This is a genomic window from Bacillus sp. T3 (assembly GCF_033449965.1).
GTDB lineage: Bacteria > Bacillota > Bacilli > Bacillales > Cytobacillaceae > Bacillus_BU.
In genome coordinates, this window is sequence record NZ_CP137761.1 from 2,648,425 (window position 1) to 2,665,515 (window position 17,091).

Annotated in this window: 11 protein-coding genes and 3 pseudogenes; 6 read left to right on the top strand and 8 right to left on the bottom strand. The window is 39.2% G+C overall.

Annotation, left to right across the window (positions count from 1 at the left end; all coding sequences use genetic code 11):
• The first annotated feature begins 3 nt into the window (after positions 1 to 3).
• Positions 4 to 909, top strand: coding sequence for an EamA family transporter (locus RGF10_RS13645; RefSeq protein ID WP_318502878.1), 906 nt, complete (start codon positions 4 to 6; stop codon positions 907 to 909).
• A gap of 163 nt (positions 910 to 1,072) precedes the next feature.
• The gene (locus RGF10_RS13650; RefSeq protein ID WP_318502880.1) at positions 1,073 to 1,219 is read left to right on the top strand and encodes a hypothetical protein; all 147 of its coding nucleotides are present in this window, start codon (positions 1,073 to 1,075) and stop codon (positions 1,217 to 1,219) included.
• A 145-nt stretch (positions 1,220 to 1,364) separates the two neighbouring features.
• On the opposite strand, the gene RGF10_RS13655 is transcribed toward RGF10_RS13650, so the two are convergent.
• Positions 1,365 to 1,658 carry a hypothetical protein gene (locus RGF10_RS13655; protein WP_318502882.1) on the bottom strand — a complete coding sequence of 98 codons (294 nt, stop codon included), beginning with the start codon at positions 1,656 to 1,658 and terminating at the stop codon, positions 1,365 to 1,367.
• Positions 1,659 to 2,038: 380 nt separating this feature from the next.
• The gene (locus RGF10_RS13660) at positions 2,039 to 4,150 is read right to left on the bottom strand and encodes a carbohydrate-binding domain-containing protein (RefSeq protein WP_318502884.1); all 2,112 of its coding nucleotides are present in this window, start codon (positions 4,148 to 4,150) and stop codon (positions 2,039 to 2,041) included.
• Positions 4,151 to 4,377: 227 nt separating this feature from the next.
• Here RGF10_RS13660 and RGF10_RS13665 point away from each other — a divergent pair, with 227 nt between their 5' ends.
• The 4 genes and pseudogenes from RGF10_RS13665 (at position 4,378) to RGF10_RS13685 (ending at position 8,236) form a co-directional block, all read left to right on the top strand.
• Positions 4,378 to 5,064, top strand: a complete 687-nt coding sequence (locus RGF10_RS13665; RefSeq protein ID WP_318502886.1) for a response regulator transcription factor — start codon at positions 4,378 to 4,380, stop codon at positions 5,062 to 5,064.
• Complete coding sequence (locus RGF10_RS13670) at positions 5,057 to 6,346, top strand: sensor histidine kinase (RefSeq protein ID WP_318502888.1); 1,290 nt, start codon at positions 5,057 to 5,059, stop codon at positions 6,344 to 6,346. The genes RGF10_RS13665 and RGF10_RS13670 overlap by 8 nt, the downstream gene beginning before the upstream one ends.
• Positions 6,347 to 6,885: 539 nt before the next feature.
• Positions 6,886 to 7,520 (top strand): annotated as a pseudogene (locus RGF10_RS23885) (polyphosphate polymerase domain-containing protein).
• A 32-nt stretch (positions 7,521 to 7,552) separates the two neighbouring features.
• Positions 7,553 to 8,236 (top strand): DUF4956 domain-containing protein, encoded by a 684-nt coding sequence (locus tag RGF10_RS13685; protein ID WP_318502894.1) that lies wholly within the window; start codon positions 7,553 to 7,555, stop codon positions 8,234 to 8,236.
• A gap of 149 nt (positions 8,237 to 8,385) precedes the next feature.
• On the opposite strand, the gene RGF10_RS13690 is transcribed toward RGF10_RS13685, so the two are convergent.
• From RGF10_RS13690 to RGF10_RS13715, 6 genes and pseudogenes are all read right to left on the bottom strand, one after another.
• Positions 8,386 to 9,807 carry an NAD-dependent succinate-semialdehyde dehydrogenase gene (locus RGF10_RS13690; protein WP_318509463.1) on the bottom strand — a complete coding sequence of 474 codons (1,422 nt, stop codon included), beginning with the start codon at positions 9,805 to 9,807 and terminating at the stop codon, positions 8,386 to 8,388.
• Between the two features lie 39 nt (positions 9,808 to 9,846).
• Positions 9,847 to 11,214: a 4-aminobutyrate--2-oxoglutarate transaminase gene (gene gabT, locus RGF10_RS13695; RefSeq protein WP_318502896.1), complete on the bottom strand. Its 1,368-nt coding sequence runs from the start codon at positions 11,212 to 11,214 to the stop codon at positions 9,847 to 9,849.
• Between the two features lie 42 nt (positions 11,215 to 11,256).
• Complete coding sequence (locus RGF10_RS13700) at positions 11,257 to 12,630, bottom strand: putrescine aminotransferase (protein WP_318502898.1); 1,374 nt, start codon at positions 12,628 to 12,630, stop codon at positions 11,257 to 11,259.
• Between the two features lie 94 nt (positions 12,631 to 12,724).
• A pseudogene (locus tag RGF10_RS13705) lies at positions 12,725 to 14,183 on the bottom strand (aldehyde dehydrogenase family protein).
• Between the two features lie 297 nt (positions 14,184 to 14,480).
• Positions 14,481 to 16,617, bottom strand: a pseudogene (locus RGF10_RS13710) (sigma 54-interacting transcriptional regulator).
• Positions 16,618 to 16,840: 223 nt separating this feature from the next.
• Positions 16,841 to 17,089 carry a biotin/lipoyl attachment domain-containing protein gene (locus tag RGF10_RS13715; protein ID WP_318502900.1) on the bottom strand — a complete coding sequence of 83 codons (249 nt, stop codon included), beginning with the start codon at positions 17,087 to 17,089 and terminating at the stop codon, positions 16,841 to 16,843.
• Positions 17,090 to 17,091 lie beyond the last annotated feature (2 nt).

Here is a 17,091-nt window from a genome sequence, read left to right on the forward strand (position 1 = left end):
ACTATGAAAACACATAATCGAAAAACAGGATTTATTCTCGTTATTACAGGTGCCATCTTTTGGGGTGTTGGCGGCACAACTGCCCAAAAGCTCTTCCAACAATTTGGAATCGAGGTAAACTGGCTCGTAACAACGAGATTGTTGGTAGCTGGAATGTTGCTTTTAATGGTGCAGTACTTCAAAAAGGACCGCTCACAAATTCTTGGAATATGGAAAAAGAAAAAAACAGCCTTGCAGCTGTTAACTTTCGGATTGTTGGGTATGTTAGCTGTGCAATACACATACATGGCATCGATCAAACACGGGAACGCAGCGGTTGCGACTTTATTGCAATATTTGGCACCCGTGATGATTATCCTTTATCAATTTTTACGAAAGCAATCGCTGTTCACGCGTCAAGATTTTTTCACCGTTTCCTTAGCTTTGTCTGGAAGTTTTTTCTTATTAACAAACGGCTCCTTTGATGATTTTTCGGTTTCAACCCCTGCCATTGTTTGGGGACTACTTTCAGGTCTGGCACTTGCTTTTTATACATTAAATGCTATTCCATTATTAAAACAATTCGATTCACTTGTCGTCGTCGGCTGGGCGATGATTTTGGGTGGATCTGCACTAAGTTTTGTTCACCCAATTTGGCGAATAGAAATAACACATCTTCCGCTTGAAGCCCTTCTTTATTTGATTTTCATCGTCCTATTTGGAACGATGCTGGCATTTTGGTTTTATATCGAAAGCCTGCAAAGCCTCTTACCAAAAGAAACGAGTCTTCTCGGAAGCCTTGAGCCACTCGCGGCTGTCCTCACCACCGTTATTTGGTTAAAGGAACCGTTTGGAATGTACCAATGGCTTGGAACAATCTGCATTATCGGTATGATTTTTTTATTAGCCTTAGGAAAAAGAAAAATATAGAAGCTTCCAAACCGGAGCCCTCACAATAATATATATTGTGGGGGTTTTCCTTTTTCGCACGAAAATAATACATTCATAAAGATTAATTCGCCCCTCCACAGGCAATATTAATAAATAAACTCATACTTAAAAAGATTTTTGTTTAAGGAGGAAATGAATCGTTTTGGAAAATAAAAAAAAGCCGTTGCTAACTGATGAATTTTTAGATGAATTAGCCAGTGAAATAAATCAGGAGTTTGGAGGTATTGAATTTAAAATTAAGAAAGAAGCAGTTTCAGAGACAAGTACAAGCGATGAAAACGAAGTGTGAAGAATGTGGGAATGGCGGTCACCAGGACTTAGTCATTTTATTAGACAAACCCCTTATTGACCTGTTGCTCTTTCGATCGACTTCCGTTTTGGTCGATAGAGGCTTGCTATTGACTACTTTCTCTTTCGATTGACTTCTGTTATGGTCAATAGAAGCTCGCTTTTGACCACTTTCTCTTTTGATTGACTTCGGTTTGGTCGATAGAAGCCCAGGTATTGACCACTTTCTCTTTTGACCGACTACCGTTTTGGTCGATAGAAGCCCAGGTATTGACCACTTTCTCTTTTGACCGACTTCCAGGTTTGGTCGATAGAAGCCCCCTATTGACTACTTTCTCTTTTGACCGACTTCCAGGTTTGGTCGATAGAGGCTCGCTATTGACCACTTTCTCTTTAGACCGACTTCGTTTTAGTCGATAGAAGCCCCCTATTGACCACATTTTCTTTCGATCGACTTCGGTTTAGTCGATAGAGACCCTTTATTGACCACTTTCTCCATTAACCCGACTTCGGTTTGGTCGATAGAAGCCCCCTATTGACCACTTTCTCTTTTCACCGACTTCCGTTTTGGTCGATAGAGACCCTTTATTGACCACTTTCTCCATTAACTCAACTTCGGTTTGGTCGATAGAAGCCCTTTATTGACCACTTTCTCCATTAACCGACTTCGGTTTGGTCAATAGAGACCCTTTATTGACCACTTTCTCCATTGACCGATTTCGGTTTGGCCCTTTATTAAAACTCAATCGATTTTCGAGTTTGGTCCCCTCAATAAAAACGGAAGGTACCTATGCACCTTCCATTTACATTAATTTTATTTTTACTGTCTAGGTCCGCCAAATTCAACTCCTAATTCAGCAAGCTGTGTCTGGGCTTCTTCGCGTGTGATTGTTCCTGCACGTTCCTGCTCCATGATGGCTTCGACTTTTATTCGAGTTTCCTCATCTAAATCGGCAAACCGATCACCTGGGTTACCGCCACCACCGTCTGGAGCTCCGCCACCCATTCCACCAGGACCACCACCGGCACTGTTGCCAGTTGTGACGCCTGATTCATTTAGCCATGTAACAGAATCGCTTACTGTAAATTCTACGACTTTTGTTCCACCCTTTTCCGTTGTACCATCTTTATATATGCCGTTTGATTCACTACCAGTCACCGTTCCACCTGAAAATAGTGTATAGGACTCATCCTTCTTTATTTTATCAGAGCTAATAAAAACGGATTGATAGTCCTTGGCTGGCTTAAAGGTGACGATATTGTTTCCTTCGCTATCCTCAAGATGTACAACCGTTCCCGCTTCCTGGGTTTCCGGATATGTCATTAGAATCGAATTTTGACTTGATTGTTCGGATGATGCTTGTGCCATTCCCGAACTACCGGCAGCGATCAATAACCCACCATTCATTTCAAAGCTTGAATCATAATCAAGTGATCCATTGCCAGATGAAGTTGGTCCGTTTACAAAGACTGTTCCAGCTGTCATTAAAATTGAACCGTTTGCATCTAACCCATCTCCATTTGCGTTAACAACAATATTTCCGCCATTGATCGAGAGTAAATTACCTTCGGTGGTTGCTTGAATATCCATACCTGATCCGTCGGCTCCTCCGCCAACATTGATTCCATCATCACTTGTTGTCACATTAATTTCCCCATCAAAAATGGTAATCGAATTACCTTCGATTCCTTCATAGCTCTTTGTAACGTTAATGGTTCCACCTGATGTAATAACCGATGTATCTGCATGAACTCCATCGTCACCACTGGCAATTTTCAATTCTCCCTCAACGATGTTCACGTTTTTGTTACTGTGGATCGCGTCGTCAGAAGTATCGAGATTGAATTGACCACCACCAATTACAATATCTACAGTTGCTTTTAAGCCTTTTGCACTGTCTGATTCGGTAGTATCTGTTGTGGTAGTAGAGGTTGTGGTATTCGTTCCGTTACTCATCCCTCCATTTTTGCCGCCCATTCCCATTCGATCATCATTTGTCTTAATGGTTTCTGGACTTCCGCCACCCGTCGCAATGGTGTAAGCACCGTCCGTAATCCATAGTGATGATTCCGCTTGGACACCGTCATTAACGGCTGTGATGTCAATTGTACCACCTTGAAGGACAATGGCCCCTTTCGATGTATCCTTATCGTTCGATGATTTAACACCATCCCCACCAGCATGAACCGTGATTGTTCCCTCTTTCACCGCGACGATGTCTCTTCCCATTAAACCATCGTCTTTGGCATCGATTTGAATGACCCCACCGGTAATTTTCAGCTCATCTTTACTGGTGATACCATTATTGTAGTTAGCATCGACGACCAGTTTCCCTTCACCATTTATCGTCAAATTGTCCTTACTAAATAGTGTTGCATTTGGTTCATCCGTGGATGAATCATCAAACACATAATTTCCCCCATCTGAGAGAAGGTTTTCAGTTCCACCTTCAAGCGAAATGACAGTTTTCTCTGCCTTGGATACAAAAATCGCGGCTGAATCATTATTGTTAATTTCCACTCCATTTAATACAAGTCTTACAGTGTTCTTGTCCTCGGCATCGACTACAATTTGTCCATCAGCCAAGCTGCCACTCAAAACATACGTCCCTCCCGCTTTGATCGTAAGGATATTATTTTGAAAAATTACAGCAGCTGACGTGTCAAAGTTTGCTTCTGTCCCATTTAGTTCAATGTAGGTGGGATTTTCATTTTTCCAAGCGATATAGGCATCGTCCTCATCATACTTTACAAGTTTACTGATGCTATCATTAATATCGTCAGCGGTCATCGCTTTTACATTTTCTGCCTTTGCTACTAGGCTTGTTGTACTTGATTCGCTATCGCTATCACTATTGCTGCATCCAAATAAAAATGCTGTGCATACAAGTGAGGTAGCGGCTGCTTTATAAAAACTTGTTTTTTTGTTCATTCTGCTAGTCTCCTTTATCTAATTCCCTATAAAATGGTGTCGTTCTCGCCCATGGACCATATTATTACGGACGAACCTTAACAAAACCTTAAAAAACAAATAGGAATAGAGAGTCGCCTATCATTCCGATTTTTTTCATTTGCAAATCTGAAAAATAGCCCTATAATCAAACCTAACAAAATCGACAAAATTCCAGGTTGTGCTGAATGTAAAAAGGAGTCCGGCGAATGAAACTATTAATTATTGAGGATGACCAATTTCTCTCCGATACAATAAAGGAAATGACACAGGCAATGTTTGATACAGAGCAGGCGTTTGATGGTGAAGAGGGATTATTTCTCGCACAACAAAATATTTTCGATGTGATTATTTTAGATATCATGCTTCCACATATGAACGGTTATGAAGTACTCCAGCAGTTACGAAATGAGAGCATTTCTACCCCTGTCATCATGCTCACGGCGAAGGATGGTATTGATGATAAAATTAAAGGTTTTAAAGTCGGAGCAGATGATTATTTAGTGAAACCCTTTCATCGCGATGAGTTATTATTGCGATTAGAAGCCCTTGTCCGAAGATCTGGTGGGGAGTTTAAGGAAAATGTGCTGATTTTTAAAGAGTTAAAAATGAATTTAAAAACCAAAACTGTGACTATAGGCGATGAGCTTGTGAAATTGAATGGAAAGCAGTTTGATCTGCTTGAGTATTTACTCAACAATAAAAATAATATTTTGACGAAGGAACAAATTTTTGACCGAATTTGGGGCTTTGAATCAGATACGTCCACCACCGTGGTCGAGGTATATGCGAGCAACTTACGAAAAAATTTGAAGAAATTTCAATACGATCACTATATCAAAACGTTTAGAGGCTTAGGATATATGTTGACAGATAATGGTGACGATAATGGTTAAACGAAGATTTTTCCAAAAAGAACAACTAAAATTTATGGTGCTGAATTTAATTGCATTCACCGTTATTTTTTCAATTTTTGGTGTGATCATCTATAGCCAGGTTGAGCATACATTGATTTCCAAAACCGACAAAGAGCTATTGGCATTCAAAGAGAAAATAAAGAATGGACCGCAATTAGATGGAAAATCCGCTCAGCCAAATCCAGACTTTACAAATAAACAAAAAGATAAGCCGAGGGATAATATGAATCCCCGAATTATGGTGGTTGATTGGAATGAAAAGGGAGAAATTATCAATCAAGAACAAATCGGAACACTATTCTATGAAAACTATCTTACCCAATATCAGCTCGACAAAAATACGCTTAACACGATTACCAACATAACCATTAATGATAGTGATTTCAGGTATATACTCGTTGAGAATACCAATAAAAATGATGAAATCGCCTATACTCAGCTCTTGTTGAACATTGATCCAGAACAAGCGATTCTCAATAACTTTGGTAGATTGCTCATGGTTTGTTCCATCATATTTGTCCTTTTATCCATTTCAGCAAGTTTTATTTTATCAAAAAGGATGATGAAACCGATTATTCACTCTTGGAATAAACAAGCAGAGTTTGTTGAAAATGCATCTCACGAACTACGAACACCTTTAACGATTATTCAAAATAAATTGGAGCTATTGCTGACAGAACCACAGGCGAAAATTATCAACAAATTTGAAAATATTGCGTTAAGTCTTTCTGAAACAAGGCGCTTATCGAAGCTGACGTCGGATTTGTTGACCTTAGCCAGAGCCGATTCTGCGGAAACGGAGCTTGTGAAAACAGAGGTGCAGGTGGATTCCTTTGTTGAAAATCTCTGTGCACCCTATATGGAAATTGCCGAGTCACAGGATAAACATTTTTGGCTCAATTTAAATTGTAAAACGAATATCAAAGCAGATGAAGTACGACTCCATCAGCTTCTCGTGATTCTGCTTGATAACGCGTTAAAGTACACTGGGGAAAATGATAGCATCGGTGTCAAAACTTACAATGAAGATCATAGAATTGTCCTTGAAGTAACGGATACCGGAATTGGAATTAAAGAAGAAAATCTTCAATATGTGTTTGAACGATTCTTCCGAGAAGATAAAGCCCGTACGAGAGAAACCGGTGGTGTTGGGCTTGGTCTATCCATTGCCCAATGGATTGTAAAAAAGCACGATGGATCAATCAAAGCGAAACGAAATGAAACAAAAGGTACAACTTTTATAGTTAAATTACCAATCTAAGGAAAGTACATTTTAGTTAACGAGTACCGTTACCTATTGTAGGACGTAAGCGACTATTTTGTTTAACATGGTAGAGGACATACGTTCCGCTATTTTCACAAAAAATGTTGTTTTGATTGGCTAAACGGACATCAGGTTCTCTATTTGATAATATATTGGCATTTTTATATATTTTTAATCTAAATAAGGTATCCTATGTCCCCTCAAGTCTAGCAAATAGGATATTTTATCAAAATAAGGTCCTCTATGTCCGCTCAATAACATAGCTTAGGAATTAGCTCAGATCAATCAGGTCTGGGCTTTTTTCATCTTCAAAAACACCAAAACCTTGCACTTATGCAAATTCACGTATTTCGTTAGGAAAAGAAGAGGAACCCTCTCCACGTAATTTGCTCCTTTTTTCTTTTAAGGTTTGTTTAAGGTTTGTCCTTAATAATGTGAAACGTGGTACTTGAGAGAGAGAAGGAGTGCTGAAAATGAAAGCCATGAGTTTAAATGGCATTAAAGGCCGAACTGAATTAAAGCATGAAATAACGAAGATGGATTGTCATCTCTTACGTGAAAAATTAAAACATGTGATGAAAACCGATCCCCATGCCAAAACGGATGGAAAATATTTAATTCGAAGTGTCTACTTTGATAATTTTGAAAATAAAATTCTCCAGCAGAAAAAGGAAGGCATGCTAGATCGTGATAAATATAGAGTCAGGCTCTATGACTACAATCCAAACCTATTAAATCTCGAAAAAAAAGCAAACGCAATAATTTAACCTATAAGGATAAATGCAGAATCACCTCTGAAGAGTATGAAAAAATTCGATTCGGTGATATCAGTTGGATGGAACATGATTCAAGACCACTTATTCAGGAATTATTTTTTCAAATCATGATGTTTCAAATTAAACCCGTAACAGTGGTAGATTACGAACGTGAAGTATTTATTTACGAACATGGCAATGTCAGGGTTACTTTTGACAGCTCGATTAAAACAAGCTTTCGAAATAACGATGTACTAAATCCCGATTTAGCAATGGTTGAAACGAACCCCGAAATCGTGATTTTAGAGGTAAAATATGATGAATATTTGCCAGAGGTGATTCGGCGATTGCTTCAAATCGGATCGCGAAAAAAAGGTACGTACTCAAAATATCAAGTTAGCAGAATGTATGGATAACAAAAACTTTAACATTTTTGGAGGTATACAGCATGGAAAGTATTAATTTTAACGATATTTTTAAATCAAGCATACTCGAAAAGACAAGCAGCTTTTCTTTTATCGATGCCCTTCTGGGTCTGTTGATAGCATTTGCAATTGGTGCATTCATTTATTTTATTTACAGGAAAACATTTACAGGTGTAATTTATTCGCACACCTTTAATATTTCTTTGATTATCATGACAATGGCTACAACGCTGATTATTTTGGGAATTTCTTCGAACGTCCTGTTATCGCTTGGTATGGTTGGTGCCTTGTCCATCGTCCGCTTCCGGACACCGATTAAGGATCCAATGGATATTGTTTACCTATTTTGGGCGATTGTTTCTGGGATTTTATGTGGTGCGGGCTTTATTCCACTTGCGATTATGGGCTCGATTCTAATTGGCATGGTGTTAGTCTTGTTTATGAATCATTTTAAAATTGAAAACCCATATTTATTGGTCATTAAATATAGCGAATCAAATATTGAAAATTCATTAGAGCATATCATTTCTGGTCATTCAAAAAAACATTCCATCAAATCGAAATCGATTATGCCAGGAAATGATTATGAAATAACCTACGAAATCCGTGTAAAAGAAGGCGAAACAAACTTCATCAATAGCATCTCCAGCTTAAACGGAGTAAAATCTGCGATCATGTTAAGCTATGACGGGAATTTCACAGCTTAAAAACCAAAGGAAGTAGGAGCATTATCTCCTGCTTCTTTTAATGATTATTCCCACATCGGACTTTGATTACCAAGATAGTTCCCATGCCTGGCACACAAGTAAAAGAGCGTAACCATTTCTGATTACACTCTTTATTACATATTTGACCTTTAACAATCTAAACCAATCGAAATATATTTCACTTCTAAAAACTCTTCGATACCGTAATGACCACCTTCCCGGCCAAGACCGCTTTCTTTGTACCCACCGAATGGAGCTTGGGCAGTTGATGGGAGGGCATCATTAAGACCGACAATACCATATTCCAGCTGCTCGGTAATCCGAAAAGAACGACTTAAGTTTTCTGTATAGACATAAGCTGCAAGTCCGTAACGTGAATGATTTGCCCGTTCAATAACTTCTTCCTCGGTTTTAAAAGTAGAGATTGGCGCCAGAGGCCCAAAGATTTCCTCCTTCACACATTCCATTTCATCGTGAACATTGGTCAATATGGTTGGTACATAAAAATAACCATCATTTTCGTTTGGCATCTCACCGCTATACTGAATCTTTGCCCCTTTATTCACTGCATCCCTAACTAATGTATCCACTTTAGAAAGAGCTGCCAGATCAATTAACGGACCTATATCGGTTCCCTCGTTAAGACCGTTTCCCACCTTGAGCTTTTCTAATTCTAATTGAAAAATAGTAATAAATTCATTTGCGATACTTTCCTGAACATAAATTCGATTCGTACAAATACAGGTTTGACCCGCATTACGGAATTTAGATTGGATTAGTCCTTGAGCTGCTTTTCGTAAATTTGCATCGTCCATCACTATAAATGGAGCATTTCCACCTAATTCCAGCGATATTTTCTTAACATTTTCTGCTGCTCCACGCATTAATGTTTTGCCAACTTCAGTCGATCCGGTAAAGGTAATTTTCGTCACTCGATGGTCCTTCAGCCAAACCTCCCCAATCTCTGCAGATTTACCGGTGATAACATTAATAACTCCTGCAGGAATTCCAGCTTCATGAGCTAACTCAGCCATTTTTAAAGCTGTAAGTGGAGTCTGGTTTGCGGGCTTGATTACGCAAGTGCAGCCAGCGGCAAGGGCTGGGGCCACTTTTCGAGTAATCATCGCTGCCGGAAAATTCCAAGGGGTAATCGCTGCTACCACCCCAACAGGTTCCTTTCTAATCAGAATTCTTTTGTTATGGTGGGATGCCGGAATGGTTTCTCCATACACCCTTTTTCCTTCTTCAGCATACCAGGACACGAAACTGTTAGCATACTGAACCTCGCCTAAAGACTCGGTTAAGGGCTTTCCTTGCTCTAACGTCATGATTCTGGCAATTTCTTGTTTATTTTCATCCATTAATTGATGCCATTTCATTAATAGACGATAGCGCTCATCTGCTGTTTTTTTCGACCATGTTTTAAACGCTTTGTACGCAGCTGTAACAGCCTCTTCCGCTTCCACTGCACCTCCTGTTGGAACCGCCCCAATAATCTCCTTGGTAGCCGGATTGATAATCTCTGTAAAAAATTCATAATCGTTACCGACCCAATGCCCATCAATAAACATAGGATAAACTTGATATTTTTGTTTGACTCTGTCCATTTCTTACCTCCTAGCAGATACAGCAGGATGATTTTGATAGACTGCTTCCACTGCTTCCTCTAGAATTTGTAATCCTTCTTCTAATTGATCATCTGTAATCGTAATTGGCATGAGGATTCGGATGACGTTTCCATACAAACCGGCACTTAATAAGAGAAGTCCGAGTCGTTCGGCTTCTTTTACGATTTGAGAAACCGCTTGTTTATCTGGTTTTTTAGTTATTTTATCTGTAACGACTTCCATGGCACACATTGCACCAAGTCCTCGGACATCCCCGATAAAGTCAAATCGATATGACAATTCCTCCATCTTTTCGATTACTCTATTACCCAATAACCGAGCCCGATCATTTAAATTTTCCATTTCAATAATATCTAAAACCGCCAACGCAGCTCGGCAGCCAAGCGGACTTCCCGCATAGGTTCCTCCAATTTCACCAACATCAGCTGCATCCATAATTTCCGCTTTGCCGATTACCCCACTTATCGGTACGCCTGCTCCCATGGATTTTGAGATGGTGATAAGATCGGGAACTACTTCAAAATGATCAATCGCGAAATATTTACCGGTACGGAAAAACCCGGTTTGGATTTCATCTGCTACAAACAATATCCCATATTGAGTACATATTTCTCTCACCCGTTGTACAAATCGAATATCCGGAACAATAAAACCACCTTCTCCTTGAACCGGCTCCATTACAACAGCAGCGACTGTCTCCGGTGCTACTTCTGCGAGAAGAAATTGTTCAAATTGCTCGATGATCATGTCAGTGTATTGTTGTTCAGTCATCCCATTTGGGCGGCGATACACATATGGGTAAGGTGCCTTATATACCTCAGGGGCAAAAGGACCAAAACCAAGTTTGTACGGCTTCACCTTGCTTGTCATCGTCATCGTCATTAATGTTCTACCGTGGAAACCTCGTGTAAATGAAATGATTCCTTGACGTTTCGTATATTTTCGTGCCATTTTCACAGCATTTTCAACCGCTTCTGCACCACTATTGAAAAAAGCAGCTTTTTTTGCAAAATCACCAGGGGCCAACCGGCAAAGGCGTTCAGCCAGATTGATGTAGGATTCATACATCATCACATTAAATCCAGTATGAATAAATTGACTAATTTGCTCCTGAAGGGCGTTGGTTACATGAGGATGGGAATGCCCAACATTAATCGTTCCAATCGCTCCGGCAAAATCAATAAAGGTATTCCCATCGACATCCTCAACTAATGCTCCGTCAGCTCTATTTACAAATGCATGACTATTATTACTAATCCCTTTCGGAACATATTGCTTTCTCCGCTCCAATATTTCCAGCGATTTTGGTCCCGGTATATTGGTTTGGAGTTTGACATATCTCTTTTTCAATTTGGAATCCTCCATTTCTATCAATATACAAATATCACTCTACTAGATCTTTACTTGGTTCAGTACCTCCTTAAAGGTAGCAACAACTTGGTCGACTTCTTCATAGCTAATCGTTAAAGCTGGTTCAATTCGAATCGTTTTTGAATTGATAAGTGTTCCCGCTACAAGAATACCCCTGTCAAACATTCCTTTCGAAACTTCATAACCAATTTCGTCTTGATGGAATTCAATTCCAATCATTAGACCTTGACCACGGATTTCAAGAACCTTTTCCTCATGTCCTTCCGCTGCCTCTTTAAGTTTGTTTAAGAAATATGCACCTACATTTGCCGCTCTTTCTGGTAGGTTTTCTTCTATTAATACACCAATTGTTGCAATAGCTGCTGAACAAGCCAACGGATTACCGCCAAAAGTGGTGGTATGCATAAACGGATTTGGGAACCAACTCTTAAATACTTCTTCTTTTGCAACGATAGCTCCAGCCGGCATTACTCCTCCACCAAATGCTTTTGCTAAACAGATAATATCCGGCACCACATCATATAATTCAGCTGCAAACATTTTACCGGTACGACCCATTCCAGTTTGAACTTCGTCGAAAATTAATAAGCTACCATATTCGTCGCAAAGCTCTCGAACTTGTTTCAAATAATTTTCCGGTGGTAAAATAATGCCACCTTCCCCTTGAATCGGTTCAAGGATTACAGCTGCCACGTCTTCTCCAACAGACGCACAAACTTCAAAGGTTTTTCTCATCATCTCAATATCACCAAACGGGACATGTCGGAAGCCTGGAATTAACGGAAGGAATGGTTTACGGAACATTCCTTTTGCAGTCCCTGATAATGAGCCAAGGCTCTTACCATGAAACGCACGGGTTGTGGAAATAAATGTAGTTCGCTCACTGTACATTTTTGCTAGCTTTAACGCCGCTTCCACGCTTTCAGTCCCACTGTTGGTAAAGAAGGCATATTTAAGATCACCAGGTGTTATGTCTGCTAAAATTTTTGCAAGCATGGCACGAAGAGGATCCAGTAGATCCTGACTGTGCAGGGCTTGACGCTTCAATTGATCTGTTACCGCCTTTACTACTTTTGGATGACGGTGACCAACATTATAAATGCCGAATCCACCAAGACAATCGATATACTCTTTGCCATTTACATCCTTAAAACAAGCACCATTATCAGACCACTCAACCGCCGCAAACTGACCATCCTTGGTTACCGTTTTTCGATAAGAAAGGAAGCCCGGGTTCACGTTTTCACGAAATCCATCGACTGTCTCCTTGGTAATCCAAGCGGCTTCCTCCTGAGTAATGTTCTCTTTTTCTATTAAACTCAAAACCTTGTTAATATAGTCCGTCACCTGGTGCTTCTTCTCACTGTTAACCTCTCGCGTTATCTCAATAGTCATATTATCGCTCCTCTTTTTAATTGATTTACTTACTGTTCAATCCATCTTTAATGTTTTTGGCAGACAAAACTCACAAATCATTTTCTCAAACCTATTAATTTGAAAACCACCCGATTGGCTCCACTTGTAGATTGATATTAATTTGTTTGATTTCTTGGAATTCCTCAAGTCCGAATGTTCCGAGGCTGCGCCCAATTCCACTTTGTTTATAGCCACCCCACGGGGCTTCATTATAGGTTGGGTGATATGCATTAATCCAAGTAATTCCGGCACGGACCTTCTTAATGACTCTTAACGCCTTGGCTCCATCCTTAGAAAACACCGCTCCTGCTAACCCATATACAGTGCCATTTGCCAATTTAATCGCTTCTACCTCATTCTTAAACTTCTGAATGACGACGACAGGACCAAATATTTCCTCTTGAACAATTCTCATCTCTTGAGCTACATCCACAAATACTGTAGGCTCAACGAAATAACCTTTATCCAAACCATTCTCCATGATGCGTTTTCCACCACATGCTAATCTGGCACCTTCCAGCTTTCCAATTTCAATGTAAGATAGGACTTTTTCTAAATGTTCCTTGCTTACAAGCGGTCCCATTTCCGTTGATGGATCATGCCCAGGTCCAACTTTAATTTTTTGCGCCCGTTCAACAAACCGGTTAACAAACTCATTGTATATCGCTTCTTCGACTAAAATTCGGGAACCTGCAGAACATACTTGGCCCGCACCGGAGTAAATTCCGAAGAGAGCATAATCCACCGCTGTCTCAATGTCGGCGTCAGCAAAAATGATATTTGGCGATTTCCCACCTAATTCCAACGAAACCTTTTTCATCGTATCAGCAGCATTTTTCATGATATTCTTTCCTGTTTTGGTACCCCTGGTAAAAGAAATCATATCCACATCCTGGATGGGTAGTGATTTCCTGTCCGACTACCGGACCAGCCCCCATGACCATGTTGGCCACCCCTTTTGGTAATCCTACTTCTTCAAAAATCTCGAACAATTTTTTCGGAGTAATCGGTGTCACTTCTGAAGGTTTAAACACGATGGTATTGCCGGCAGCTAAGGCAGGCGCAATTTTCCATACACTCATTAACAGCGGATAATTCCATGGTACGATAAGACCACAAACTCCTACCGGCTCTCGAACAACCATTGCCTGCATTGGATCAGCGACATGATAAGTTTGACCATCCGGCTTTGTAATAAGTCCTGCATAATAGCGGAAACATGCGGCTGCGTCAGCGACATCATAGCCAGCTTCCCTAAGCGGTTTTCCATTATCCAGCGTTTCAAGCTGCGTTAGTTCTTCTGCATATTCTTCTATTTTGTCAGCAATTTTGAATAAATATGAGGCTCTTTCAACTGGTGCAATTTCGGACCATATTCCTTGTTCAAAAGCAGTTCTTGCTGCAAAGATAGCAGACCGAACATCGGCGATCGATCCTTCAGGAGCAAACGCGATAACTTCACCATTTGCCGGATTGATTACTGGGCGTGTCGTTTGATTTTCTGAATCCTTCCATTCACTATTAATAAACATCCTTAATTGAATTACATTATTTTTGATCTCAGCCAATTTTGAATTCCTCCTTTTTATCTCTTGCTTATTATTAATGCAAGAAGCGTGCCAAACATAAAAGCTATAAAACAATCCACTTTTTTTAAAGTGAATCTATCTTTCTATGCAATTTTGCATAGGTTTATGTCATTTTGCATAGCATTTAGGTGCAAAGGTATCAGTGTCATTTTTTTAGAAAGATCCTCTCTATAGCTTAATAAAAAAAGGGGATAACAAAAAAAGCCGCCTCAGATTTTTCAATCTGAAGCAGCTTTACCATTATCGGGTCGAAATATTTTCGATTTTTATATTTTTCTCATTCATTATTTTTTGATATTTCCTACTGACTGAGGATTGACTAATTCCAAGTGCTTTGGCCGCCCTAGTTGTCGTTTTATACTGTTTCATCGCTAAAACAATCAGCTGTTCCTCTACCTGATCAATTGCTTCTTGAAGTGGAATAACCCTTGAAATAATCGGTTTCATTTTCTTATATTCATAACCTAATGATAAAAACTGACTGACAAACTCTGCATTAATAGCAGGATCATCCGCTGTCACAACTAACCGTTCTATGATGTTTTGGAGTTCTCGTACATTACCCGGCCATGGATAAAATTCAAGGACATTAATTGCATCAGGTGTGAGATGGTAATTTCGCTCATATTTTTCATTCAGTTGTTGTAGAAAATGGAATGCCAGCAAGGAAATATCCTCCAGGACGCTCTCTTAATGCCGGAATATGAAGGGGAATGACATTTAAACGATAAAATAAATCCTCACGGAATGTGCCCTCTTCGACCATTTTTTCCAACTTCTTATTAGTGGCCGCGATGATTTGAACGTTTACCTTGAATGGTGTTGTACTCCCAATCGGAATAACTTCCTGCTCCTGCAGCACCCGCAATAACTTTACCTGAAGATGCATGGGCATCTCTCCAATTTCATCCAAGAATAAAATCCCACCATCGGCCTGTTTGAAATATCCTTCCTTTCCATTTTTATCAGCACCTGTAAACGCACCTTTTGCGTAACCAAAAAGTTCACTTTCCAATAAATTTTCCGGGATGGCTCCGCAATTTAACTTAAGAAAAGGTTGATGTGATCGTTTTCCAAGCTGGTGAATGGCTTGGGCAATTACTTCCTTTCCAACTCCAGACTCTCCGTGCAAAAGTACTGTTGAGGAGAAATCAGCAATTTTTTTAACCTGACTCATAATTTTTTCCATTTTAGGACTGCAGAAAATTAATTTTTTCATGAAACGGTCTTTATTTTTAAAATTATCTAATTCCTTTTTATACTGCTCTGATATTTTTCGGATTTCCTGAAGCTCATTTTTTAAGCGAGTTGTTTCAGTTATATCACGGGATGCAATGATAATTCGATCTAATTGATTATTTTCATTAAAGATTGGATTGCCAACTGCAAGAATTTTCCTGCCTGTTCTTGTTTCTTGAACAACCGAAACCTTCTTTCCTTTTTCCAACACTAGCCTTGTTACTGAAGGGGTAAATAACCCCTTGTCTTCTAAATCGAGAATGTTTTTGCCGATCATTTCTTTTAAATCAACCTGCCAGAAGTCACGGATAATATTTTCGCTATAACGAATTAATTCCCCCTTTGCATTTACCACTAGGATTTCATCATAAATACTAGATAAAATCGCATTTAAATCTTTATTTAAATCTTTAATGTATTCGATCTCCATAGCCATTTCTTCGACCATTGGAAGATCCTGGACAACAATGACAATTCCTTCGACTTCGTTATTATAGTTTTGGATGGGGCTGTAATCGACCAACACACCCATCTCATTCGTGATTTCAAGTTGATTTAATATAGTTTTACCCGTTGCAAAAACATTGTTAATATGATTTCCGCTAAATATCTCATCACTGGGAAAGTTCAAAACTTTATCTGCGGTAGATTTAATCATTTTTAAGCCCGCTTCATTACAATTAATCACTCGTTTTTCTTTATCCAGAACAAAAATCCCCATCGGAATCGAGGTTAGGAGAATCTTAAGTAAATCAACACTTTTATTCTCCTGCCTAAGAAGCTCAGCTAAAGCATCTTCCCTTTGAAGGTAGCCTTTTGGTTTTCCATCCTCATCTTTAATAATCACAATTGGTTCGCCAATTATTTGAAACAGTGCAGGCAGAGAAATATTTTTACCTAGTTGACAAATATTTGAGATGGACTCAGATTCTTTTAAAAGAGTTTCTATTGAAAAATCTGAGCTATTGAGATTTTGTAGAACTCGATTATTTAACTTAACATAAGCAAACAATTGACCCAGTTTTTCTAAAAAAACAATCGGTTCTTTTATTTGCAATAAAGATGACTTAATCGACTCATTTTGATCAACTGATATTGTAAGAATTGGTTTGATTTTTTCTTTTGCGACGGAAAACATATTTTATCCATCCCTTCATAAAGCCTATGAATCTTATATTATCATATTATTTTGAATTTTTTAAATATAAAGTCGGTTGCTAAAGAATACTCTCCGATTGTTGAGCCTTTAGGCGAAGGCAGAGGTGGAGTTGCACTTACACCTAAACCCTATAATTGGTCACTACGTCACTTTCTTACGTATAAAAAAAGAAGATGATTGCTCATCTTCTTTTTTCTTCTTATTAGTCACTCCCTGTTACGAATAAATCCTCTTTAATATACGCTAATACCATTCCAGGAATTACGCGGTCACCAACTTGCACCTCGAGCGATTGAATTTCCCCACTTACTCCTGTACGAATAGGCTGTATACTTCCGTTAACTCCTTTGATCTGAAACAACGCATCCCACTCATAAATCCTTGCCTCATTCTGAACAGAAACGCTTTCGACCTTTCCATAAACTGGGCTTATGACTACTCCATACTCCATGT

What these genes read in the sequence shown, in the direction of transcription:
- RGF10_RS13670 (WP_318502888.1), top strand. Translation starts at nt 5,057, where the DNA reads ATGGTTAAACGAAGATTTTTCCAAAAAGAACAACTAAAATTTATGGTG.
- RGF10_RS13655 (WP_318502882.1), bottom strand. Translation starts at nt 1,658, where the DNA reads ATGTGGTCAATAGGGGGCTTCTATCGACTAAAACGAAGTCGGTCTAAA.
- RGF10_RS13685 (WP_318502894.1), top strand. Translation starts at nt 7,553, where the DNA reads ATGGAAAGTATTAATTTTAACGATATTTTTAAATCAAGCATACTCGAA.
- RGF10_RS13665 (WP_318502886.1), top strand. Translation starts at nt 4,378, where the DNA reads ATGAAACTATTAATTATTGAGGATGACCAATTTCTCTCCGATACAATA.
- RGF10_RS13715 (WP_318502900.1), bottom strand. Translation starts at nt 17,089, where the DNA reads ATGGAGTATGGAGTAGTCATAAGCCCAGTTTATGGAAAGGTCGAAAGC.
- RGF10_RS13645 (WP_318502878.1), top strand. Translation starts at nt 4, where the DNA reads ATGAAAACACATAATCGAAAAACAGGATTTATTCTCGTTATTACAGGT.
- RGF10_RS13690 (WP_318509463.1), bottom strand. Translation starts at nt 9,807, where the DNA reads ATGTTTATTGATGGGCATTGGGTCGGTAACGATTATGAATTTTTTACA.
- RGF10_RS13660 (WP_318502884.1), bottom strand. Translation starts at nt 4,150, where the DNA reads ATGAACAAAAAAACAAGTTTTTATAAAGCAGCCGCTACCTCACTTGTA.
- RGF10_RS13700 (WP_318502898.1), bottom strand. Translation starts at nt 12,630, where the DNA reads ATGACTATTGAGATAACGCGAGAGGTTAACAGTGAGAAGAAGCACCAG.